Annotated in this window: 18 protein-coding genes; 14 read left to right on the top strand and 4 right to left on the bottom strand. The window is 65.7% G+C overall.

What is annotated here, in order from left to right; genetic code table 11:
* Positions 1 to 2 precede the first annotated feature (2 nt).
* A complete protein-coding gene (locus tag FYJ92_RS14555; protein WP_185261326.1) occupies positions 3 to 1,226 on the bottom strand; it encodes an MFS transporter in 1,224 nt (407 codons plus the stop codon).
* 167 nt (positions 1,227 to 1,393) lie between these two features.
* Between FYJ92_RS14555 and FYJ92_RS14550 the strand changes: the two genes are divergently transcribed.
* Positions 1,394 to 3,025, top strand: a complete 1,632-nt coding sequence (locus FYJ92_RS14550; RefSeq protein ID WP_185261325.1) for a CYTH and CHAD domain-containing protein — start codon at positions 1,394 to 1,396, stop codon at positions 3,023 to 3,025.
* Between the two features lie 51 nt (positions 3,026 to 3,076).
* Here the strand turns inward: FYJ92_RS14550 and FYJ92_RS14545 are convergent, their stop codons facing one another.
* Positions 3,077 to 4,510 carry a PucR family transcriptional regulator gene (locus FYJ92_RS14545; protein WP_185261324.1) on the bottom strand — a complete coding sequence of 478 codons (1,434 nt, stop codon included), beginning with the start codon at positions 4,508 to 4,510 and terminating at the stop codon, positions 3,077 to 3,079.
* A 158-nt stretch (positions 4,511 to 4,668) separates the two neighbouring features.
* Between FYJ92_RS14545 and FYJ92_RS14540 the strand changes: the two genes are divergently transcribed.
* Both FYJ92_RS14540 and gabT read left to right on the top strand, forming a co-directional pair.
* Entirely contained in the window at positions 4,669 to 6,099 is a 1,431-nt protein-coding gene (locus FYJ92_RS14540; RefSeq protein WP_185261323.1) for a gamma-aminobutyraldehyde dehydrogenase, read from the top strand.
* Positions 6,100 to 6,206: 107 nt separating this feature from the next.
* On the top strand, positions 6,207 to 7,577 hold the full coding sequence (gene gabT / locus FYJ92_RS14535; RefSeq protein WP_185261322.1) for a 4-aminobutyrate--2-oxoglutarate transaminase: 1,371 nt from the start codon (positions 6,207 to 6,209) through the stop codon (positions 7,575 to 7,577).
* Positions 7,578 to 7,669: 92 nt separating this feature from the next.
* Here gabT and rarD read toward each other — a convergent pair whose 3' ends face one another.
* On the bottom strand, positions 7,670 to 8,656 hold the full coding sequence (rarD, locus tag FYJ92_RS14530; protein ID WP_185261321.1) for an EamA family transporter RarD: 987 nt from the start codon (positions 8,654 to 8,656) through the stop codon (positions 7,670 to 7,672).
* Between the two features lie 93 nt (positions 8,657 to 8,749).
* Here rarD and FYJ92_RS14525 point away from each other — a divergent pair, with 93 nt between their 5' ends.
* The 7 genes from FYJ92_RS14525 to FYJ92_RS14495 all read left to right on the top strand — a co-directional run bounded on the left by FYJ92_RS14525 (position 8,750) and on the right by FYJ92_RS14495 (position 17,698).
* The gene (locus FYJ92_RS14525; protein WP_185261320.1) at positions 8,750 to 9,745 is read left to right on the top strand and encodes a DNA topoisomerase IB; all 996 of its coding nucleotides are present in this window, start codon (positions 8,750 to 8,752) and stop codon (positions 9,743 to 9,745) included.
* Positions 9,746 to 9,835: 90 nt separating this feature from the next.
* Positions 9,836 to 11,290 (top strand): FAD-dependent oxidoreductase, encoded by a 1,455-nt coding sequence (locus FYJ92_RS14520; RefSeq protein ID WP_185261319.1) that lies wholly within the window; start codon positions 9,836 to 9,838, stop codon positions 11,288 to 11,290.
* Between the two features lie 116 nt (positions 11,291 to 11,406).
* Entirely contained in the window at positions 11,407 to 12,783 is a 1,377-nt protein-coding gene (locus tag FYJ92_RS14515) for a GAF domain-containing protein (protein WP_185261318.1), read from the top strand.
* 126 nt (positions 12,784 to 12,909) lie between these two features.
* Complete coding sequence (locus FYJ92_RS14510; RefSeq protein WP_185261317.1) at positions 12,910 to 14,433, top strand: aldehyde dehydrogenase family protein; 1,524 nt, start codon at positions 12,910 to 12,912, stop codon at positions 14,431 to 14,433.
* A gap of 105 nt (positions 14,434 to 14,538) precedes the next feature.
* Positions 14,539 to 15,561 carry an alcohol dehydrogenase AdhP gene (adhP, locus tag FYJ92_RS14505; RefSeq protein ID WP_185261316.1) on the top strand — a complete coding sequence of 341 codons (1,023 nt, stop codon included), beginning with the start codon at positions 14,539 to 14,541 and terminating at the stop codon, positions 15,559 to 15,561.
* A complete protein-coding gene (locus FYJ92_RS14500; protein ID WP_185261315.1) occupies positions 15,561 to 15,968 on the top strand; it encodes a DUF779 domain-containing protein in 408 nt (135 codons plus the stop codon). Before adhP ends, FYJ92_RS14500 begins: the two co-directional genes overlap by 1 nt.
* 176 nt (positions 15,969 to 16,144) lie before the next feature.
* Complete coding sequence (locus FYJ92_RS14495) at positions 16,145 to 17,698, top strand: amino acid permease (RefSeq protein ID WP_185261314.1); 1,554 nt, start codon at positions 16,145 to 16,147, stop codon at positions 17,696 to 17,698.
* Positions 17,699 to 17,828: 130 nt separating this feature from the next.
* On the opposite strand, the gene FYJ92_RS14490 is transcribed toward FYJ92_RS14495, so the two are convergent.
* Positions 17,829 to 18,464, bottom strand: a complete 636-nt coding sequence (locus tag FYJ92_RS14490; protein ID WP_185261313.1) for a DUF2461 domain-containing protein — start codon at positions 18,462 to 18,464, stop codon at positions 17,829 to 17,831.
* A gap of 263 nt (positions 18,465 to 18,727) precedes the next feature.
* Between FYJ92_RS14490 and FYJ92_RS14485 the strand changes: the two genes are divergently transcribed.
* From FYJ92_RS14485 to FYJ92_RS14470, 4 genes are read left to right on the top strand one after another with little or no spacing between them, the layout of a single operon-like run.
* Entirely contained in the window at positions 18,728 to 19,717 is a 990-nt protein-coding gene (locus FYJ92_RS14485) for an ABC transporter substrate-binding protein (RefSeq protein WP_185261312.1), read from the top strand.
* Complete coding sequence (locus FYJ92_RS14480; protein WP_255482127.1) at positions 19,714 to 20,556, top strand: ABC transporter permease; 843 nt, start codon at positions 19,714 to 19,716, stop codon at positions 20,554 to 20,556. Before FYJ92_RS14485 ends, FYJ92_RS14480 begins: the two co-directional genes overlap by 4 nt.
* The gene (locus FYJ92_RS14475; protein ID WP_185261311.1) at positions 20,553 to 21,326 is read left to right on the top strand and encodes an ABC transporter permease; all 774 of its coding nucleotides are present in this window, start codon (positions 20,553 to 20,555) and stop codon (positions 21,324 to 21,326) included. The genes FYJ92_RS14480 and FYJ92_RS14475 overlap by 4 nt, the downstream gene beginning before the upstream one ends.
* Positions 21,316 to 22,194, top strand: coding sequence for an ABC transporter ATP-binding protein (locus FYJ92_RS14470; RefSeq protein WP_185261310.1), 879 nt, complete (start codon positions 21,316 to 21,318; stop codon positions 22,192 to 22,194). Before FYJ92_RS14475 ends, FYJ92_RS14470 begins: the two co-directional genes overlap by 11 nt.
* Positions 22,195 to 22,254 lie beyond the last annotated feature (60 nt).

Here is a 22,254-nt window from a genome sequence, read left to right as displayed (position 1 = left end):
TCCTACTTCTTCAGGCCGGACAAGGGGGTGCGGGAGATGAGGTGTGCAACCACCACTTGGACCACTGCGAGGCCCAGCAGCAGTGCGAGGGGAAGCGTCCAGCCGCCAGTACCGCTGAACAGCAGGCCTGCACCGAAGGGGCCGGCCGTGGCCAGCAGGTAGCCGGTGGACTGCGCCAGCGTGGACAGGGCAGTGGTCTCGGCGGTGCTCGTCCCGCTCCGGCTGATCATCACCATCACCAGCGGGAAAATTCCCAGGCCGAAGCCAAGCAGGACGGTGGGGATGACGGCCAGGCTCACCGGCAGGAACATCAGCGATGCCAGGCCGGCCACCATGGTGGTGCTGACCAGGTACAGCGCCGGCCGGAGCATCCGGGGCCGCGAGCCGATGGCGAGCAGCACCATGCCGGCCGGTACGGACACCAGCTGCATGAGCCCGTACATCAGGCCGCTGTCAGCGGAGCTGATGCCCATGTTGATCAACATCGACGGGAACCAGCTGATGAGCGAGTACGCGAGCAGCGCCTGGAGTGCGAAGAGGGCGGTGAGAAGCTGGCCCTTCCGGGTGCGGAGCAGTGGCCACGGGGAGATGCGGGCAGCAGTGTTCCGGACGCTGTTGCGGTGCGCATGCAGAACAACGGGCAGGAAGCCCAGGAAGGCGGCCACGGCAAGGAATCCGATGGTGCCGAGTGCGGCGGACGGTGAGCCAAGCGCCAACGCCAGCGGGACGACGGCGACCGCGGTGACTGTGGCTCCGGTGGTCATGGTGACGGTGTAGAGCGCGGTCATCGCTGAAGTGCGGTTGGCAAAGTGCTCGCGGATGAACGACGGCATGGCCACATTGCAGACCGCCAGCCCGGACATCCCCACCACGGTGCCCGCCACCAGCATGCCGGTTGCCGGGATCCCCCGGAGCAGCAGCCCGGCGGCCAGGAATCCGAGCGCCAGCAGGATTGCCTTCTCGACGCCCAGCCGTCCGGTCAGCCATGACGTCGCGGCCCCCGCCACCGCAAAACAGAGCGTGGGGATGGACGGGATGATCGCTGCCACCAGCGGCCCGTAGCCAAGGACTTGCTGAAAATCGTGGAGGAGGGCCGACGCCGCCGCAATCCCCGCGCGCAGGTTCAGCCCAATAAGCACCAGCGCAATGACGCCGAAGACGACGGCGGTACGCGGCTTGGGCGGCGCGTCGGACAGCGTCGGGGTACCGGAAGGGGCTACAGTCATGTCTTTAACGTTAGACGTTAGACGTTTGATGTCTAGGGTTCTGTGGCCAACCTCTCCCGGCTATTAATGATGCGGGCATAGACTCGGGCCACAAGAGTTCCGTCCCGGGCTCGTGAGAACTTGTCCAGCTGGATCTTGCGCCCATCATTGTGGAAGGACGGCCGGTCATGGCTTCGCAGGCAGTTGAGGTCGAAAAGAAGTACGACGTCGGCCCGGACGCCGAGGTGCCGGCGCTCGCGGACATCCCCGGGGTGGCCCGCATGGGGGAGCCACACGTGGACACCCTGGAAGCGGTGTACTTCGATACAGCAGGCCATACGCTCGCCGCCCGCGACATTACCCTTCGCCGCCGCACCGGCGGAGTCGACGCCGGCTGGCATTTGAAACTGACCGCGGAGGGCGCCCGGTCCGGCGCCCGCTCCGGTGCCCGGTCCGGCGACCGGGCCGGTGGCGCGTCCGGCGTCTCCGGCTCCGAACCCCGGCGGCGCCGCGAGCTGCACGCCCCGCTGGGCCAGCCCGGCGTCGTTCCCGACAGCCTGTTGGCGCACGTGCTGGCATACCTCCGCGGCGAGGATGCCGCCCCGGTGGTCCGGCTCGAAACCCGGCGCACCACCTATCCGTTGTACGGCGCGGACGGAGTCCACCTAGCGGACCTGGCCGATGACCGCGTGAGCGCAGAGTTGCTCGGCGCGGCAGAGCCCGACGGGGAAGCACAGCCTGACCGCGATACCCGCACACGGCAGTGGCGCGAATGGGAACTCGAGCTGGTGCACGGGAGCCCTGACCTGTTCCCGGCCGCGGCGGAAATCCTGGCCGCCGCCGGAGCGCGCCCGGCGAAACACGGCTCCAAGCTGGCTAAAGTCCTGGCGCTGCCTGCCGGGGAGCCGGGCGCCGCTGACGGGCCAACAAGTCCTGGCAAGAAGGGGCCTGTGTCGGATCTCCTGACCGCCTACCTGGGTGCGCAGATCCGCGAAATCCTGGCGCTTGATCCCGGCGTCCGCCGGGAGGAACCGGAGGCTGTGCACGATCTGCGTTCGGCCACCCGCCGGGCCCGTTCCGCGCTCGCAGCGTACCGCCGGCTCTACAGTCCCGTGGCCGGGCGGCGCCTTAGGGACGAACTGAAATGGCTCGGCAGCGTGCTGGGGTCGCCCCGCGACGCTGAAGTGATGCTGGCTCGCCTCCGCGGGCACACGGCCGAACTGCCGCCCGGGCTGGCCTCGGCAGTGAAGGGCCGGCTGGACGATGAACTCGGCAACAGATTGAACAAGGGCTACCGGAAACTCCAGAAGGCACTGCTTTCCGAACGGTACTTCCGGCTCCTGGATGACCTGGAAGCCTTCCGTGACCACCCGCCGGTCCGGCCCGAAGGTGCAGCCCCGGCCCGTAAGGCGGCAGGGAAGCTGGTGGCCAAGGCCGCCAAACGCCTGCAGCGCGCAGCGAGTACGGCCAAACGTGCACGCCGGGGAGCGGACCACGAGACAGCCCTTCACGACGTGCGCAAGGACGCCAAACGGCTGCGGCACGTGGCGGAGTCCGTAGCGCCGGTGCACGGTAAGCGCGCCGCGAAGATCGCCAAGGCCGCGCACCGCCAGCAGCAGGTCCTCGGAGACTTTCACGACAGCGTGGTGGCCCGGGACCTGCTGGCCAAGCTGGCGGCCGCGCCGGACCTGCCCGAGACTGTCGCGTCGGCCTACGTCACCCTGCATACGCGGCAGGTACAGCTCGCGGCCGACGCCGAAGCCGGCTACCGGAAAGAACGCAAGAAGTCCCGCAAACGCCTCCAACGCGGGGTCATTTAGCGCCCATCCGGGGCCGTAACATGGGCGCGATGTGACCCCGCGTTGCGGTCGTCAGGGGTGCCGCGCTCCGAGCCGCGACACGGCGAGCGAGAGCCACAGCTGCACGCGGTCCGCCGTGACCGAAGGATCGTAGCCGGTGAGTTCGGTGATCTGCGCCAGCCGGTACCGCACCGTGTTCCGGTGCAGGGTCAGGGCTTCGGCGACGGCGGCCACGGAACCGTTGTTGTTCAGGTAGCTTTCCAGGGTGGTCACCAGTTCCGCGCCGTGGGCAATGTCGAAGGCGCGGAGTGGGTTCAACGACTCGTGGGCCATGTCAGCCAGCGGAACGTCTTCGCTGGCCAGCAACAGGGAGGTCAGGCTCAGGCGTTCCGGCTCGTTAACCGGCAGGCCGTGGCTGGCCGCATCGCGCGCCTCGAAGTAGCTCCAGCGCAGGCCGTTCGGCTTGGTGTACCCGCCGCCGATCCCGATCGTCGCGTGGATCCCTGCCTCAGCCAGGTGGTCGCTGAGGCGCCTGGCCAGCGCAGGTGCCGCACCGCCGTCGTCGTTAATCACCACCACCAGGTCCTTCCCGACGACGGCGGCCACCGCGTTCTCCAGCGGCTGCGGCACCGAGGTGCTCACCAGCGCCTTGTGATGGGCGGCGGACACCGCCAGCAGCACCACGTTTTTGCGTGTGCTGTTCAGGCCCACGCCGGCGAGGCGCCGCTGGGCCTCGCTGGTCTCCAGGGCGCCGTGGATGACGTCCTCGAGCACCTGGCCGCACAGGGCGCGCTGGGCCTGGCGCTGCTTGACCATGTTGTTCAGCTCCACGCTGATCAGGTTCTGGGCATAGCCGATAATCCCTGAATCCTCGAACGGCTGGCGGACCCAGAGTGTGCAGGCATCGCGGCGGCCGGTGGGGATGGGGTAGGAGGACCACGTGTCAGCGGAAGGGGGCTCGGAGCTGCTGTTGTACAGGTGGGCGGTGAACTGGGTGAGGGCAATCTCTGTCCGCAGCATCCCGCCCAGCTGCTTCAGGAGCTGGGCGAGGCCGCCGCCGGTGAGGAGCGCGCGGGCCAGGACCTGGTGGCCCGCGATCAGGCGCTCCAGCTTCGCGACATGATCGGCGGCCTGCGCTTCCGCCACCAGTTTGCCGATGGCAATGAACGGCGTCTCGTACGGCACCTGGACGATCGGCAGCCCCCAGCGGTTGGCCTCGGCAATCAGGGCCGGCGGGACGGCGTCGTGCGTCAGACCGGTCCCGAAGCCGATGCCCACGGCTCCGGCGCGCTGGACCTGCCGGACGAAGCGACGCTGCTCGGGCGCGGACCGCAGGCGCATGCCGGTGGTGAGCACCAGTTCGCCGCCGCTGAGGAAGCGCTGCGGGTCTTCCAGTTCCGTGACGGCAACCCAGTTGATGTCCTCGTGCCAGGTGGTCTCGGCAAGGCCTGCATTGGATAGGTGGAGGGAGTGCACGCCGAGCAGGGTGGCGAGGGAGATGGCCATGGTCCAAGGATAGACGGATGCTGGTCAACCGCACTAAACACTGCGGCTAAGGGTGTGCAGGTGGCTATTCCCCGGGGTGAAGCTGCTGGCATAGGCTCAAGGCAGTCGCAACCATCCGCTTCGCAGCTGATGTTCCCTTATGAAAGAGGTTGTACACCGTGGTTCAAACCTTGCAGAACTTCATCAATGGTGAGTTCGTCACGCCCGCGGGCACCGACCTGCTGGACATCGTTAACCCCACCAACGGCGAAGTCGTGGCGCAATCACCTGTGTCCATCCAGGCCGACGTCGACGCTGCCATGACCGCGGCCAAGGACGCCTTCAAGACCTGGAAGCACGCCACCCCCGGGCAGCGCCAGCTGATGCTCCTCAAGCTCGCGGACGCCGTTGAGGCCTACAGCGACGAACTTGTGGAGGCCCAGCACCGCAACACCGGGCAGGTGCGCTCGCTGATCGCGTCCGAGGAAGTGGCCGCCGGCGCGGACCAGCTCCGCTTCTTCGCCGGTGCCGCGCGCATCCTCGAAGGCAAGTCCGCGGGCGAGTACTTCGAAGGCCACACCTCCTATGTACGCCGCGAGCCCATCGGCGTCGTGGCCCAGGTTGCCCCCTGGAACTACCCGTTCCTGATGGCCATCTGGAAGATCGGCCCGGCGCTCGCCGCCGGCAACACCGTGGTCCTCAAGCCCTCCGACACCACCCCGGAGTCCACCCTGGTGCTGGCCCGCCTGGCCGGCGACATCCTGCCCGCCGGCGTCCTGAACGTCGTTCTGGGAACCGCCGCAACCGGCGCCATGATGGTGGAGCATCGGGTCCCCGGCCTGGTCTCCATCACGGGTTCCGTCCGGGCCGGCATCGCCGTGGCCTCCGGGGCCGCGAAGGGCCTCAAGCGCGCCCACCTGGAGCTCGGCGGCAAGGCCCCGGCCATCGTGTTCAAGGACGCGGACATCAAGAAGAGCGCCGCGGCCATCGCCGAGTTCGCGTTCTTCAATGCCGGCCAGGACTGCACCGCCATCACCCGGGTGCTGGTTGAGGATTCAGTCCACGACGACGTCGTGGCGGCCATGGTGGAGCACACCAGGACGCTGCACACCGGCTCGCAGAACGATGAAGACAACTACTTCGGTCCGCTGAACAACGTGAACCACTTCAACGCCGTCACCTCCGTGGTGGAGCACCTCCCGGAGAACTGCCGCATCGAAACCGGTGGCCACCGCGCCGGGGACAAGGGCTTCTTCTTCGAACCCACCATCGTCACCGGCGCCAAGCAGACCGACGACATCGTCCAGAAGGAAACCTTCGGCCCGGTCATCACCGTACAGAAGTTCTCCTCCGAGGCGGAAGCTCTCGAACTGGCGAACGACGTCGAATACGCCCTCGCCTCCAGCGTCTGGACGTCCGACCACGGCACGGCCATGCGGATGAGCCGCGACCTGGACTTCGGGGCGGTCTGGATCAACACCCACATCCTCCTCACCGCCGAAATGCCGCACGGCGGCTTCAAGCAGTCCGGCTACGGCAAGGACCTCTCCATGTACGGCGTCGAGGACTACACCCGCATCAAGCACGTCATGAGCGCACTCGACGCCTAGCAGCTCTCCGGTGGTCGAGCCTGTCTAAACCAGCTTTTCCGGTGGTTGAGCCTGTCGAAACCCTGGATCTCGACAGGCTCGATCACCGGGCCCTGAAAGGAAACCCCATGAGCACCACAGCAAGTGAAATCACCTTCCGCCTGGAACAGAAGCGCCGTGTCCAGGCCGACTTCCCGGGCCCCAAGTCCATCGCCCTGACCGAGCGCCGCAAGGCAGTGGTCGCCGCTGGTGTCGCCTCCGCCGTTCCGGTCTACGTTGCGGACGCCGACGGCGGCATCATCCACGACGTCGACGGTAACTCCTTCATTGACCTCGGCTCGGGCATCGCGGTGACCAGCGTCGGCGCGTCCGATCCCGCCGTCGTCGGGGCCGTGAAGGAAGCGGTGGAGCACTTCACCCACACCTGTTTTATGGTCACCCCGTACGAAAGCTACGTTGCCCTCGCGGAGCAGCTCAACCGCCTGACCCCGGGCAGCCACGAGAAGCGGACCGTGCTGTTCAACTCCGGCGCCGAGGCTGTGGAGAACGCCGTCAAGGTGGCCCGCCTCGCCACCGGGCGTGACGCCGTCGTCGCCTTTGACCACGCCTACCACGGCCGCACCAACCTGACCATGGCGCTGACCGCGAAGGCCATGCCGTACAAGACCAACTTCGGCCCGTTCGCGCCCGAGGTCTACCGCATGCCCATGAGCTACCCGTACCGCGAGGAGAACGCCTCGATCACCGGTGCCGAGGCCGCCAAGCGGGCCATCACCATGATCGAGAAGCAGATCGGCGGCGACCAGGTGGCCGCGATCATCATCGAGCCCATCCAGGGCGAGGGCGGCTTCATTGTCCCCGCCGAGGGCTTCCTGCCGGCACTGGCCGCCTGGGCCAAGGCCAACGGCGTGGTGTTCATCGCCGACGAGGTCCAGTCGGGTTTCTGCCGCACCGGCGAATGGTTCGCGGTCAACCACGAGGACGTTGTCCCGGACATCATCACCATGGCCAAGGGCATCGCGGGCGGCATGCCGCTGTCCGCGATCACCGGCCGTGCTGACCTGCTCGACGCCGTCCACCCGGGCGGCCTGGGCGGCACGTACGGCGGCAACCCGGTTGCGTGCGCCGCCGCGCTTGCCGCGATCGGGTCCATGGAGGAATACAACCTCGCCGGACGTGCGCGCCACATCGAGCAGCTCGCTACGGGACGCCTGCAGGAACTGCAGGCCGAACTGGCATCTGCCGGGACGTCCGTGATCGGCGACATCCGCGGCCGCGGCGCGATGCTGGCCGTCGAACTGGTCCAGGCCGGTTCGAAGGAACCCAATCCCGAGCTGACCAAGGCCGTGGCCGCCGCCTGCCTCAAGGAGGGTGTCATCATCCTCACCTGCGGCACCTACGGCAACGTCATCCGCCTGCTGCCCCCGCTGGTCATCACCGACGACCTTCTGAACGACGGCCTGGACGTCCTGGCTGCGGCCATCAAGGCCAACGCTTAGGACCCAGCCCCACACGCAAACACAGCGCGAACTGGCAGCAGATGACGTCAGATCCCTGATTTGAGGTCGTTAGCTGCCAGTTCGCGCTCGTCTCACGTGGTGCGGGCCCGCTTCCTTGCCAACGAGTTCTTTCGGGTGGTGCGGAGCATGTCGACGGTCAGCACCAGCAGGGCCAGCCACACCACCCCGAAGCCGATCCAGCGGCTGGTGGTCATGGCTTCCTGAAACACCACCAGCGCCACGATGAACTGCAGGAGCGGGGCAACGTACTGCAGCAGCCCGATGGTGGTCATGGGCAGCCGGCGGGCCGACGCGCCGAAGAACAGCAGCGGCACCGCGGTGATCACCCCGGAGGCCGCCAGGAGCCAGAAGTGCCCGGGGCCCTGGCTGGTCAGGGTGGCCGTGCCGCTGACACTCAGGAACACCATGGTGGCGGCGGCGATCGGGGCCAGCACGATGGTCTCCAAGCTGAGGCTGGTCACCGCGTCCACCTTCGGGCCAACGCGCTTCTTCACAAACCCGTACAGGCCGAAGCTGAAGGCCAGCGTCAGGGCGATCCAGGGCAGTTTGCCGTAGCTCACCGTGAGCACGCCCACCGCTACAAAACCGATTCCGACGGCGGCCCACTGGAGGGGGCGCAGCTTCTCCTTCAGGACGAACACACCCAGGAGGACCGAGACCAGCGGATTGATAAAGTAGCCCAGCGCGGCTTCGACGGCCTGGCCGGTGGTGACGCCATAGGTGTACGTCAGCCAGTTCACGGCAATGAGGGCAGCCGCCAGGGCCAGTGAACCAAACACCGAGCGGTCCCGGAAGGCTCCGGCCAGCGCACGCCAGGACCGGGTGACGGTGATCAGGAGGATGCAGAAAAACAGGGACCACACCACGCGGTTGGCCACGATCTCCACCGCTCCGGCGGGCATCAGCGCAAAGAAGTACAGGGGAAGCAGCCCCCACAACCCGTACGCGCCGAACCCGAACAGGACTCCCGCCGTCGTCTCCTTGTCAACAGCCTTAAGACCGGATGGAGCGGCGACAACGGTCTTGGGCAAGGAGTTCGTTTCAGGGGGAGTAGGCACCTAACCAATAACACCAGTTGTTGGACTCGTATTCCAGTCAATAGTCAGTACGCTGTCCTTCATGGAACCGATGAACTTCCAGGTGGCCGTCCCGTGAGGCTCCGCCGCAGCAACGCGAACGGCCGCGGCTACCGTCGCGTGCCCGCCGGCACGGGCTTCAGCTACCGGGACCTGGACGGCTCCACGCTGCCGCCGGGGCCGGTCCGGGACCGGCTGGAGAGCATCGGCATCCCACCGGCCTGGACCGACGTCTGGATTGCACCGTTCGACAACGGCCACATCCAGGCGACCGGCCTCGATGCGATGGGCCGGCGGCAGTACATCTACCACCCTGCCTGGCGCGAGCGGAAGGACCGGGTGAAGTTTGACCGCGCCCTGCAACTGGCCGAGTCGCTGCCCACCGCCCGCCGGCTGGTCACCCTGGACCTGCGCAGCGACGGTCCAAGCCGAGAACGTGTACTCGCGGCGGCTTTCCGGATGCTGGACAGCGGGTCCCTGCGCGTGGGATCCGAGCGGTACACCAACGAGAACGGCAGCCGCGGCCTGGCCACGCTCCTGTGTGCGCACGTCCACGTCCGCAAGGAGTGCCTGGAGCTGAAGTTTCCGGCCAAGAGCGGCAAGGACTGGGAATCGGAAATCCACGACGCCGACCTCGCCGCCCTGGTGCGGACGCTTAAGCGCCGCGGTGGAAATGCCAGGCTGCTGGCGTACAAGGAGGGCCGGACCTGGCGGCCGGTCACCAGCGCGGACATCAATGCCTACGTCAAGGAGCGGACGGGCCTGGACTTCACCGCCAAGGACTTCCGGACGCTGCGCGGGACCGTGGCGGCAGCCGTCAGCCTGGCGCGCAGCGGCCCGCAGAAGCCTGTTTCGGCGCGGAAGGGCGCCATCAGCGTGGCCATGCTGGAGGCTGCCGCGGTACTGGGGAACACGCCGTCCATCGCGCGCAAAAGTTATGTTGATCCCCGGCTGCTGGACCACTTTGCCGCGGGGGAGACCATCGACCCCAAACGCCTGGACTCCGCGGAGGCCGAGCTCCGGGCGTTGCTGTACCGGGAAGGCGACGTGGTGCCGCTGGAACACATTTAGAATGGGACATTGTGCGCAACTGCACTGCACTGCACTGCGCGCTGCACTGCGCACCTCCGTCGCAATCTCCTCGTTCCAGAAGGGCTCCCGGTGTCCAACCCAGGCGAAACCACCTCCAAGCGTCCACTCCGCGTTGCCATTGTGGGTGCGGGACCGGCAGGTGTTTATGCGGCGGACATCCTGACCAAGTCCAACGGTGTGAAGGACGGCGATTTTGAGGTCAGCATCGACCTTTTCGAGGCCTACCCCGCCCCGTACGGCCTGATCCGCTACGGCGTCGCGCCGGACCACCCCCGCATCAAGGGGATCGTGAACGCGCTGCACAAGGTCCTGGACCGGGGCGACATCCGCTTCCTGGGCAACGTCACGTACGGCCGCGACCTCACCCTCCATGACTTCCGGGCCTTCTACGATGCCGTGATTTTCTCCACCGGAGCCATCAAGGACGCCGATCTGCCTATCCCGGGCATCGACCTGGCGGGATCATTCGGCGGCGCCGACTTTGTGTCCTGGTACGACGGCCACCCCGATGTGCCCCGCGACTGGCCGTTGGAAGCCAAGGAAATCGCGGTGATCGGCAACGGGAACGTGGCCCTAGATGTGGCCCGGATGTTGGTCAAGCACGCCGACGAACTCCTCACCACCGAGATCCCGGACAACGTCTACCAGTGCCTGAAGAACTCGCCGGTCACGGACGTGCACGTCTTCGGCCGTCGTGGCCCGGCGCAGGTCAAGTTCACGCCGCTGGAGTTGCGCGAGCTGAGCCACATGAAGGACGTGGACATTGTCCTGTACCCGGAGGACTTCGAGTTCGACGAGGCCTCCGACGACGCCATCCGCAGCAACAACCAGATCAAAACCATGGTGAACACGCTGACCAACTGGCTCGTGGAAGAGCACGCCGAAGCGGCAGAACCGTCCTCACGCCGCCTGCACCTGCACTTCCTGCACAGCCCGGTTGAGGTCTACGAAAACCCCGACGACGGCGGGTCCGGCCAGGTGGCCGGCATCAAGTTTGAGCGCATGGAGCTGGACGGCACCGGCAACGTCAAGGGCACGGGCGAGTTTGTGGACTACCCCGTCCAGGCCGTGTACCGCGCCATCGGCTACCACGGCTCGCCCTTGGACGAGCTGGAATACAACGCCAAACGCGGCGTGATCCCCAACGAGGGCGGCCGCGTGCTCGACGCCGACGGCACCCCCGTCCCTGGAATCTACGCCACCGGCTGGATCAAGCGCGGGCCCGTTGGCCTGATCGGGCACACCAAGGGGGACGCCTTGGAAACCATCGGCTTCCTGCTGGAGGACCGGCTCACGCTTCCCCCGGCTGAGAACCCGGATCCGCAGGCCATCATCGACCTCCTGGAAGAGCGCGGCATCGAGTTCACCACGTGGGAGGGCTGGATCAGGCTGGACGCGCACGAAGCAGCCCTCGGCTCCGTGTGGACCGAAGGTGAGACGGGCACCGACGGGACCGCCGCCGTCGTGCGTGAACGCATCAAGGTAGTCCCGCGCGAGGAAATGATCAGCATCTCCCGCGCCTGACCCCCACCCTCCCTCACTCCAGCCCTAGGCGCGGGTGCGGGGCGGCGTTAGACTGGGCTAAACCCAGGCTGGCTGCGATGTGCCGCGCCTGCAAGCCGAGCGCAAGTGGGAGTTCGATGAGGAACCTGATCCTGCCGCCGGCATCCGGCGGCGAAGCGACAGCGCTGGCCCAGCGTGATGCCTTGGCCGCGCACGAGCAGCTTGGCGCCCAAGCGTTTCCGGACGCGCCGGAAATCCCCGGCCTGCGCAGGCTGATCCGGGAATCCTGGCAGCGGTCCGTCAAACTGCAGGCCAACCCGGACAACCCCGAAGCACCCCTTGCCCTGGACACCGACGAACTCGAGGAATACCGCCGGCAGCACCCCCTGGCCAGCATCATGCCCGTGATCCACAAGCTCCTGGTCCAGCCCAGCCACGACAGCGGCCTGCTCGTTGCTGTCGGTGACGAAGTTGGCCGGCTGCTCTGGGTGGAAGGGGATCCCGCCCTGCAGCGCCGCGCCGAAGGCATGATGTTCGTCCCGGGCGCCGACTGGTCAGAGGCCACGGTGGGGACCAGTGCGCCCGGAACTGCCTTGGCCCTGGGCCGCGGGATCCAGATTTCCGGGGCGGAGCATTACCAGCGATCCGTGCACGCATGGAGCTGCACCGCCGTCCCGTTCCACGATCCGGATTCCGGTGCGCTGCTGGGCGTTGTGGACATTACGGGCAAGGCCAGTGCAGTGGCGGCCCACACGCTGTCCCTCGTCGAGGCGACCGTCGCTGCCGCGCAGGCGCAGCTCCGAGTTGAGCGGCTGCAGCTGGCGGCGACCCTAGCCAGCCGGCCGGCCCGACGGCGGAACGCCAGTTCGGATTCGGCGCGGGCCGGGGGAGCCGGCGGTGCTAAGGAAGGCAGCCTGTACCGCAACAGCCTGCAGCTTCTGGGCCGCGACCAGGCGCTGCTCAGCATCGAAGGAAAAACGGTGGCACTGTCCGCCCGCCACAGTGAAATCCTCGCACTGCTCAGCACCCACCCCGCCGGGCTGAGCGCCGAGGAGCTCAGCTTCCTGCTCTACCCGGGCGACGGCCCCACCATGACGCTCCGCGCGGAAATGGTCCGGCTGCGCAAGATCCTCCAGCAGCTCAACCCGGCCGCCGTCCCGGAGTCCCGGCCGTACAAACTCACCATGGACCTGGTCCCGGACAGCGGGCAGGTGCTGAACTGTCTGCAGCGCGGCGCCCACCGGATTGCGCTTGAAATCTACCGCGGCGCCGTGCTGCCGCGCTCCGAAGCGCCGGGCATCATCGACCTCCGCGACAGGGTCTCCTCGCTCATGCGCGAAGCGGTCCTGACGGACGGCAGTGCCGAGACGCTGCTCAAATACGCTGCCCTCCCGGAGGCGAGGGACGACGTCGACGTCCGGACTGCCGCCCTGAAGCTGCTGCCGCCGCGCTCGCCGAAGCGGGCCGCCGTCGTCGCCGACGTTGAGCGGCTGGAAGCTGAACTCAGGGCCTGACCACCGGGGGCCGTGAGCTGGCTCACATCCGCGCAACCTGACTGCAACCTTCACACTCCTACGCTGAAACCAACGGCGGACGCCATCATCAGGCGCCACCTTTCATGCACAGCAAAGGAGCTAGCAATGACTGTTTACGCACAGCCCGGTACCGAGGGTTCGAAGGTCACGTTCAAGGACCGCTATGAGAACTGGATCGGCGGCGAGTGGGTTGCCCCCGTCAAGGGCCAGTACTTCGAGAACATCACACCCGTCACCGGCAAGGTCTTCTGCGAAGTGGCCCGCGGCACCGCGGAAGACATTGAACTCGCCCTGGACGCCGCCCACAAGATCGCACCGTCCTGGGGCAAGACTTCCGTGGCCGAGCGCGCCGCGGTCCTGAACAAGATCGCCGACCGCATCGACGAGAACCTCGAGATGCTCGCCGTCGCCGAGTCGTGGGACAACGGCAAGCCCATCCGCGAAACCCTGAACGCGGACATCCCGCTTGCCGCGGACCACTTCCGCTACTTCGCCTCTGCCGTCCGCGCCCAAGAGGGCCGGCTTTCACAGCTCGACGACGACACCACCGCCTACCACTATCACGAGCCGCTCGGCGTCGTGGGCCAGATCATCCCGTGGAACTTCCCCATCCTGATGGCCGTTTGGAAGCTTGCCCCCGCCCTCGCGGCCGGCAACGCCGTGGTCCTCAAGCCCGCCGAGCAGACGCCGTCGTCCATTCTGGTCCTGATGGAACTCATCGGTGACCTGCTGCCCGCCGGTGTCCTCAACGTGGTCAACGGCTTCGGCGTCGAGGCCGGCAAGCCGCTCGCGTCCAGCCCGCGGATCCGCAAGATCGCGTTCACCGGAGAAACCTCCACGGGACGCCTGATCAGCCAGTACGCCAGCCAGAACCTGATCCCCGTCACCCTGGAGCTCGGCGGCAAGAGCCCGAACATCTTCTTCAACGATGTTGCCGAGTCCGACGACGCGTTCTATGACAAGGCACAGGAGGGCTTCGCGCTCTTCGCCTTCAACCAGGGCGAGGTCTGCACCTGCCCGTCCCGCGCCCTGGTCCAGGAAGACATTTACGATTCCTTCATGGCCGACGCCGTGGCCCGGGTGGAGAAAATCATCCAGGGCAACCCGCTGGACACCGAAACCCAGCTCGGAGCACAGGCCTCCAACGACCAGCTTGAGAAGATCCTCTCCTACATTGACATCGGCAAGCAGGAAGGCGCCAAGGTGCTTACCGGCGGCGCCCGCGCCGAAATGCCCGGCGACCTGGCCGGCGGATATTACGTTCAGCCCACCGTTTTCGAGGGCCACAACAAGATGCGGATCTTCCAGGAGGAGATCTTCGGACCTGTTGTGTCTGTCGCCCGGTTCAGCAACTACGACGACGCAATGGAAATCGCCAACGACACCCTCTACGGGCTTGGCGCCGGCGTCTGGTCGCGTAACGGCAACGTCGCATACCGTGCGGGACGCGAAATCCAGGCCGGCCGCGTGTGGGTCAACAACTACCACGCCTACCCGGCTGGCGCCGCGTTCGGCGGGTACAAGTCCTCCGGCATCGGACGTGAAAACCACTCCATGATGCTGGACCACTACCAGCAGACCAAGAACCTGCTGGTCAGCTACAACGAGAACAAGCTCGGCTTCTTCTAAGGGATTGGGGCGCTCCCGTCCCCGCCTGCACCGACCTGGCCACCCCTCAGGAAGGCAGCACCACCTCCACCGCTCCAACGCTTTATCAACGCAAGGATTTCGCCAATGACGACGACAATGCAAGCAGCAGTAGTAACCGAGTTCGGCAAGGATCTTCAGATCCAGACCCTTCCCGTTCCAACCCCGGGCCGGGGTGAGGCGCTGGTCAAGGTCATCACCACCGGCGTCTGCCACACAGACCTCCACGCGGCGGCGGGCGACTGGCCGGTCAAGCCGACACCACCGTTCATCCCCGGCCACGAAGGCGTAGGGGAAGTGGTTGCCTTGGGCGAGGGTGTCACCGACCTGGCTGTCGGCGACCTCGTCGGCAACGCCTGGCTCTGGTCCGCCTGCGGCGACTGCCAGTACTGCCGTACCGGCTGGGAGACGCTGTGCGAAGTACAGAAGAACGCCGGCTACAGTGTGGACGGTTCCTTCGGGGAGTACATGCTCGTAGACACGCGCTTTGCCGCACGCATCCCGGCGGGCTCGGACCCCGTTGAAATCGCCCCGGTGCTTTGCGCCGGAGTCACGGTCTACAAGGGCCTGAAGATGACCGAAGCCAGGCCCGGACAGTGGGTCACCATTTCCGGCATCGGCGGCCTCGGACACATTGCTGTCCAGTACGCCGTGGCGATGGGCCTGCGGGTAGCAGCCGTGGATATCGCAGACGACAAACTCGCACTGGCCAAGAAGCATGGTGCGGAGCTGACCGTCAACGCGCTGCACGAAGATCCCGCCGAAGTCATCCAACGCGAAACCGGAGGTTGCCATGGAGTCCTGGTCACCGCAGTACACCCGTCTGCTTTTGGCCAGGCGATCGGCATGGCCCGTCGGGGCGGGACGATTGTGTTCAACGGCCTGCCGCCGGGCGACTTCCCGGCACCGATCTTCGAGATTGTGCTCAAGGGCCTGACCGTCCGCGGCTCGATCGTGGGGACACGGCAGGACCTGGAGGAAGCACTCGAGTTCTACGCCGAGGGCAAGATCCATCCCACGGTGTCCACCCGGGAACTCTCCGAGGTCAACGCCGTTCTTGACGAGATGAAACACGCCAAGATCGACGGCCGCGTCGTCATCAAGTACTGATGATGGTGGCGAGGCTTGACGCGGCAGTGACGCTGCCAGGGGAGGACATCTCCCGCGTGGCGCTCACGGCCGAGGCCCTGGAACTGCTCAGGAAACTATGGGGCCAGCACGGACCCCTCATGTTCCACCAGTCCGGCGGCTGCTGCGACGGGTCCTCGCCTATGTGTTATCCGGCCGGGGAGTTCATCACCGCGGAAGCCGACGTCCTCCTGGGGCTGTTTGACATCGCCGACGGCCTGGAGCCGCAGCCCCTCGAGTTCTGGATGTCCAAGGAGCAGTTCAACTACTGGAGCCACACCCATCTGACCGTGGACGTGGTCCAGGGCCGGGGGAGCGGATTCTCGGTTGAGTCGCCGGAAGGCAAACGGTTCCTGATCCGGTCAAAGCTGATGGACTGGCCCGTCTAAACGGTTCGATCGAAAGGCCCTTGAGGTCCTCAAAAGGAGGGCTTCGAGGGCCTTTTCGCAATTATCTTCGGTATTAGTTGCGTCTCACCATGCGGGACGGGTATGAACGTCCGGTGCGTGGACAAGTAGCGTTGATGGGTCTGTTTCCAACACAAATCAGGATTGTGGAACTCCTTATGAACCTTCTTCGGACCAAGTCCATCGAGCAGTCCATCGCCGACGCCGATGAACCCGGACGCAAGCTCAAGCGGTCGCTCAGCAGCTGGGACCTGATGATCATGGGTGTCGCCGTCGCTGTCGGCGCCGGCATCTTCTCGGTGGGCGCCAAGGCCGCGGCCAACTTCTCCGGCCCCGCCGTGACGCTGTCCTTCGCCGTTGCCGCCGTGACGTGTGCCCTGGCCATCATGTGCTATGCCGAGTTTGCCACCGCCATCCCGGTCGCCGGGTCGGCCTACGTCTTTACGTACGCCACCATGGGCGAACTGCTCGCGTGGATCATCGGCTGGAACCTGATCCTGGAACTGTTCACCGCTGCGGCAGTGATCGCCAAGTACTGGGGCATCTACCTCAGCAAGGTGTTTGCACTGATGGGCGCCGACGTGCCGCCGGCGCTGTCGCTCGGCGGCGTGGACCTCTACTGGGGCGCGTTCCTGATCGTTGCCGTCTTCACTGTGCTCCTGGTTCTGGGCACCAAGCTCTCCGCCCGTGTGGGCAACGTCTTCACCCTGATTAAGATCGCCGTGGTGCTGTTTGTGATCGTGGTGGGCTTCACGTACGTGAAGTTCGAGAACTACGCGCCGTTTGTGCCTGCCGCGGAACCCACTGCCGGCGGCGCTGCGGACGTCCTGAAGCAGTCATTCTTCGGCTTCCTCACCGGCGCCGCGCCTGCACAGTACGGCACCCTTGGGATCTTCGCCGGCGCCGCCCTGGTGTTCTTCGCCTTCATCGGCTTTGACGTCGTGGCCACGTCCGCGGAGGAAGTCAAGAACCCGCAGAAGACCCTGCCGCGCGGCATCTTCGGCGGCCTTGCCGTGGTGACGCTGCTGTACATCCTGGTGTCCCTCGCGCTCACCGGCATGGTGTCCTACACGGACCTCGCGGCAGCTGAAACGCCCACCCTCACCACCGCCTTCGAGGCCGTCGGCAACACGACCGCGGCCAAGGTCATCGCCTTCGGCTCCCTGATCGGCCTCACCACCGTCATCATGGTGCTGCTGATGGGACTGTCCCGCGTGGTGCTGGCCATGAGCCGCGACGGGCTGCTGCCGCGCGCACTGTCCAAGACCAGCGAAAAGCGTTCGACGCCGGTCCGCCTCCAGATCATCTGCGGCGCCGCAGTGGCACTTGTGGCCGGCCTGACCAACGTGGACCTGCTGGAGGAAATGATCAACATCGGCACGCTGTCCGCGTTTGTGGTGGTGAGCCTGGGCATCCTGGTGCTGCGCAAGAAGCGCCCGGACCTGAAGCCGTCCTTCCGCGTCCCGTTCGGCAAGATCCTCCCGGTGGTTTCCGCCGTCCTGTGCCTGTACCTGATGACGAACCTTGCCGTGGAGACCTGGATCTTCTTCGCCGGCTGGCTGGTCCTCGGCGTTGTGATCTATTTCGCCTATGGTCAGCGGCACTCCCGCCTGAACGAAAGGTTCGCTGAGGCAAAGTCCGCCGTGGACGCCACTGCCAGCGCGGACGCCGCAGATGTCGCTGCCGAGGACGAAGCCCTCACCCGCGCGTAGGCCCGTACCCGCGCAGCTGCCAAGGCTGCAATACGCCACAGAGGCACCCGTCCACCCCGTAGGTGGCAGGGTGCCTCTGCCGTTTAACCCGCCTTGTGATCTGGCCGATAATCTACAGGAAAGTCCGGAGTCAGGGCGCGGCGTGCCGGCTGACCCAGTCCACTAAGGGCCGCAACTGGTCCCACAACGTCATGATTTCGTGCGCCGCGGCAGGTGAGTCCACCCACTCCGGCTGGCCCAGGTCGATGCCGGCGGACAACGACTTGTGCTTGAGCAGCTCCGCCCGGGGGTGGTCCTTGTTGAAACCGCGCGGCACGGTTTTGAGCTTCTCGCCCTCCACCGCAAATCCCGCAGCTGCCACGCCATCCACTATGTGCCGCAGCAATTCGCCCGTCCCGGACGCATCCACGGAGTTTCGGAAACGGGCCAGCTGGGCCGGCGTATGGGAATGGTAGCCGCCACCCACCAACAGGCCGTCGGCGCTCACCTGGAGGTAATATCCCACGCCCTCCTGGACCGATGCGAACGCTCCTTGGGCAGTCTTGTACGGCGACTTGTCCTGGGAGAACCGGACGTCCCGGTTGGGCCGGAATATCTTGCCCGGGCCGAACCGCGGTTCCATTGCGGCCAGCAGCGCTGTGAACGGGTCCCGCACCAAGGTGTTGTAACTGTCCTTGTGCTCGAGCCACCACTCCCGGTTGTTGTTGTGCTCAAGTTCGGCGTAGAACTCAAATGCTCCCGCGGGGATGCCGTCGAATGTACTCATGCAGTGATCCTAGGGGCCGCCGGTAGCTGCGGCCAGAGTGGCAGTTGCATATGTGGAAAGCGTCTCAGCCGGACGTCAAAACTGCAGAGAGGGCGACCCCTGTCCGCCATACGGTCGCTTACGTATCATGAGGATAACAATGGGCGATTCTAGTTGACCCTTCAACGTCCGCTGCCTCAGACTGTATTTTGAACGTCTGTTCGAACTGCGAACAGCGTCGGCCTGGGGGTGCTGCTGCCCCTGCCCGTGCACAAAGGAGTGACATGAAACGTCGTACTGTTATCGCTGCCCTCGCCGCAGCATCCGTTCTGGGCTTGTCAGCCTGTGGGTCCGGTTCGCCCAGTTCTACCGGCAATGGAACCGCCCCTGCCGATGGAGCCGGGAGCGGACAGTTGACCAAGGTCAGCGTGGGGGTCATCCCGATCGTGGACTGTGCACCGATCTACCTGGGCAGCAAGCAGGGGTTCTTCAAGGATGAGGGCCTGGAGTTGGACATCCAGACAGCCACTGGCGGTGCAGCAATTGTCCCGGGCGTGGTCAGCGGCAGCTTCGACTTCGCGTTCTCCAACCTGATTTCGGTCATGGTTGCCAAGGATAAGGGTCTCGACCTGAAGTTTGTCGCCAATGGAGTGTCTACCACTGGTGAAAAAGGGAACGACGTCGGCGGCGTCGTCGTCCCGGCCGGGTCGAGTATCCAGTCCGCGAAAGACCTCGCCGGCAAGACCGTTTCAGTGAACAACCTCTCCAACATCGGCGACACCACCATCAAGTCGGTCGTTGAAAAGGACGGCGGCGATCCCGGCAGCGTGAAGTTTGTTGAGGTGGCCTTCCCGGACGCGCCGGCGGCACTGGCCAATAAGCAGGTGGACGCTGCATGGATCCTGGAGCCCTTCCTTTCCAAGGCTGTGGCCGAGGGTGGGACAATCGTTTCCTCGAACTTCGTCGAGATGAGCCCGGAACTGGACATCGCGGGCTATTTCACCAAGGCAGAAACCATCAAGTCCAAGGCCGAGCTGACAGCGAAGTTCACCCGTGCAATGAACAAGTCCCTTGAGTACGCCCAGGAGCACCCGCAGGAGGTCCGCGACATTGTGGGCACCTACACCAAGATCGACGAAGCCACCCGCGCCAAGATGATCCTTCCGCGCTACCGGGTGGAATTCAATAAGGATGCCTTCAAGACCCTCGGTGACGCCGCCGCCAAGTACGGCACGCTGGCCAAGGCCCCGAACGCAGGCGACCTCCTCCCGTGAGTTCAAACGCAATGGCTTCCGGCGGTCCCGTCCCCAGTGTGGGACGGGACCGCCGGTCCGTCCGCCGGCTGCCGTTAAAGCAGTTGCTCGGCCTGGCCGGAATCGCGGGATTCCTGGCCACGTGGGAACTCATTCCCCGTCTGGGCATCATCGATGAACGGTACCTGCCGCCGGCCACCGAGGTCATTGTGGCGCTGGTGCGGGACTTCGGCTTGACCGCATTCTGGATCTCGGTCGGCGAGACCATGACGGCCTGGTTCCTGGGCCTCGTCATCGCCATAGCCTTAGCGGTGCTGCTGGGTTTCGTCATAGGCTCCAGCGACTTCCTGAGGAAGGCGACCAACTCCACGGTGGAGTTCCTGCGGCCCATTCCCTCGGTGGCGCTGATCCCACTGGCGGTGCTGCTCTTCGGCGTGAAGATTGAATCTTCCCTCATGCTGATCACCTATGCTGCCTTCTGGCAAGTGCTGATCCAGGTCCTCTACGGTGTGGCCGACGTCGACATGGTGGCCAACAACACCGCGAAAACCTACGGCCTGGGCCGGATGGCGCGGATCCGCTACGTCGTTTTCCCCACCGCCCTGCCCTACCTGATGACCGGCGTCCGGCTTGCCGCTACGGTCGCACTCGTCCTGGCCATCACAGCCGAACTGGTGATCGGCTCGCCTGGACTCGGCCGGGAAATCGCACTGGCCCAGTCCGGGGGCGCCATCTCCGGCATGTATGCCCTCGTGCTGGCCACCGGCCTGATCGGCGTGCTGATCAACGGCCTCATGCGCTTCATCGAGAAGAAGACCCTGTCCTGGCATTCATCCGTCCGTTCCGAGGTGATCGTATGAAAGCCCTGACAACGCTCGGCTACGTGCTGGCGCTGCCCATCCTGCTGGTCCTGGTCTGGTGGGCCTCAACCCTCGGGGCCGTCAATTTCTTTGTCCCCACCCCAGCCACGCTCGTCGGGAAGTTCGGCGAGGTCTGGTTCGGCCCACGTTTCCTCTCTGATGTGCTGCCCAGCGTCGGCCGGCTCCTGCTCGGGGTCACCGCGGCGATCGTGATCGGCGTCGTCGGGGGGGTGCTGATCGGCTCCGTCAGATGGCTCCGGGCACTTCTGGAACCGGTGCTGGAGTTCTTCCGCGCCATCCCGCCTCCGGTCCTGGTACCCGTCCTGATCCTGGTGATGGGCGTCACCGACCCCATGAAGGTCGCGGTCATCATCTCCGGCTGCGTCTGGCCGGTCCTGCTGAACACCATCGAAGGGGTCCGCGCCGTCGATGGCGTCCTCTCGGACTCCGCCCATACCTACGGCATCAGCGGCTGGGCACGGGTCCGGTATCTGGTGCTGCCCTCGGCAAGCCCACAGATCATGGCCGGCGTCCGCCAGTCCCTGTCCCTCGGGCTGATCCTGATGGTCATCTCCGAAATGTTCGCCTCCTCCTCGGGGCTTGGCTTCACCATTGTGCAGTTCCAGCGGTCCTTCGCCATCCCGGAAATGTGGTCCGGCATTGTGGTGCTGGGGCTGTTGGGCGTGGCTTTATCGTTTATCTTCCAGTGGGCCGAGCGGAATATCCTGCGCTGGTACCACGGCCAGAAAGAGGTAGAAAATGCAGCCTGACCCCACCCGCCCGGCGCCGGAGGCGATGCTCTCCGTCCGCGGCCTGAAGAAGGTTTACCAGACCGACGGCGGCGACATTGAGGCGGTGCGCAACCTCACGTTCGACCTGCGCGCAGGTGAACTGGCCTGCCTCGTGGGCCCGTCCGGCTCGGGCAAGACTACGTTGCTGAAATGCATCTCCGGGTTGATGGCCCCCACGGAGGGCGACGTGCTGCTGGACGGCAAGCGCGTATCCGGGCCGCCGAAGAAAATGGCCGTTGTCTTCCAAGAATACGGCCGGTCCCTGTTTCCCTGGATGCGGGTCCGGGAAAACGTGGAGCTGCCACTGAAGAACCAGGGCATGCCCAAGGCCGAGCGCGACAAGCTCGTGGACGAGGCCCTCGAAGCCGTGGGCCTGTCCCACGTCCCGCGCTCCTACCCTTGGCAGCTTTCCGGCGGCATGCAGCAGCGTGTGGCGATTGCCCGCGCCATCGCGTACCAGCCCGAAGTCCTGCTGATGGATGAGCCGTTTGCCGCCGTGGATGCGCAGACCCGTGCGGACCTGGAGGACCTGATCCGCACGGTCTGGAAGAAGCTCGGGATCACCGTGCTCTTCGTGACCCACGACATCGACGAATCCGTCTACCTGGGAGAGCGGGTCATCATCCTCTCCAGCTCCCCGACCGTGGTCCAGGAAGACATAGTGATCGACCTTCCGGCAGAGCGCGACCAATTGGAGACCCGGTCCCTGCCGCGATTCACCGAACTCCGCCACCACGTATACGAGCAGATCCAGCTCGCGAAAAAGGGCCACCGCCCCGCGGCGGCGGGCCCGACGGCGGACGGCCCGCCGTCGGACTCCCTTGCCGCCGGAACGGACGTGGCATAACCACAACGCAACAAACGAAACACCCCGCCACGGATAATCCGTAGCGGGGTGTTTCAATGT

This window comes from Pseudarthrobacter sp. NBSH8 (assembly GCF_014217545.1).
Classification (GTDB): domain Bacteria; phylum Actinomycetota; class Actinomycetes; order Actinomycetales; family Micrococcaceae; genus Arthrobacter.
This window is presented reverse-complemented; position numbering and strand designations above follow the sequence as displayed.

What these genes read in the sequence shown, in the direction of transcription:
- FYJ92_RS14555 (WP_185261326.1), bottom strand. Translation starts at nt 1,226, where the DNA reads ATGACTGTAGCCCCTTCCGGTACCCCGACGCTGTCCGACGCGCCGCCC.
- FYJ92_RS14550 (WP_185261325.1), top strand. Translation starts at nt 1,394, where the DNA reads ATGGCTTCGCAGGCAGTTGAGGTCGAAAAGAAGTACGACGTCGGCCCG.
- FYJ92_RS14545 (WP_185261324.1), bottom strand. Translation starts at nt 4,510, where the DNA reads ATGGCCATCTCCCTCGCCACCCTGCTCGGCGTGCACTCCCTCCACCTA.
- gabT (WP_185261322.1), top strand. Translation starts at nt 6,207, where the DNA reads ATGAGCACCACAGCAAGTGAAATCACCTTCCGCCTGGAACAGAAGCGC.
- FYJ92_RS14515 (WP_185261318.1), top strand. Translation starts at nt 11,407, where the DNA reads ATGAGGAACCTGATCCTGCCGCCGGCATCCGGCGGCGAAGCGACAGCG.
- FYJ92_RS14510 (WP_185261317.1), top strand. Translation starts at nt 12,910, where the DNA reads ATGACTGTTTACGCACAGCCCGGTACCGAGGGTTCGAAGGTCACGTTC.
- adhP (WP_185261316.1), top strand. Translation starts at nt 14,539, where the DNA reads ATGACGACGACAATGCAAGCAGCAGTAGTAACCGAGTTCGGCAAGGAT.
- FYJ92_RS14500 (WP_185261315.1), top strand. Translation starts at nt 15,561, where the DNA reads ATGATGGTGGCGAGGCTTGACGCGGCAGTGACGCTGCCAGGGGAGGAC.
- FYJ92_RS14495 (WP_185261314.1), top strand. Translation starts at nt 16,145, where the DNA reads ATGAACCTTCTTCGGACCAAGTCCATCGAGCAGTCCATCGCCGACGCC.
- FYJ92_RS14490 (WP_185261313.1), bottom strand. Translation starts at nt 18,464, where the DNA reads ATGAGTACATTCGACGGCATCCCCGCGGGAGCATTTGAGTTCTACGCC.
- FYJ92_RS14485 (WP_185261312.1), top strand. Translation starts at nt 18,728, where the DNA reads ATGAAACGTCGTACTGTTATCGCTGCCCTCGCCGCAGCATCCGTTCTG.
- FYJ92_RS14475 (WP_185261311.1), top strand. Translation starts at nt 20,553, where the DNA reads ATGAAAGCCCTGACAACGCTCGGCTACGTGCTGGCGCTGCCCATCCTG.
- FYJ92_RS14470 (WP_185261310.1), top strand. Translation starts at nt 21,316, where the DNA reads ATGCAGCCTGACCCCACCCGCCCGGCGCCGGAGGCGATGCTCTCCGTC.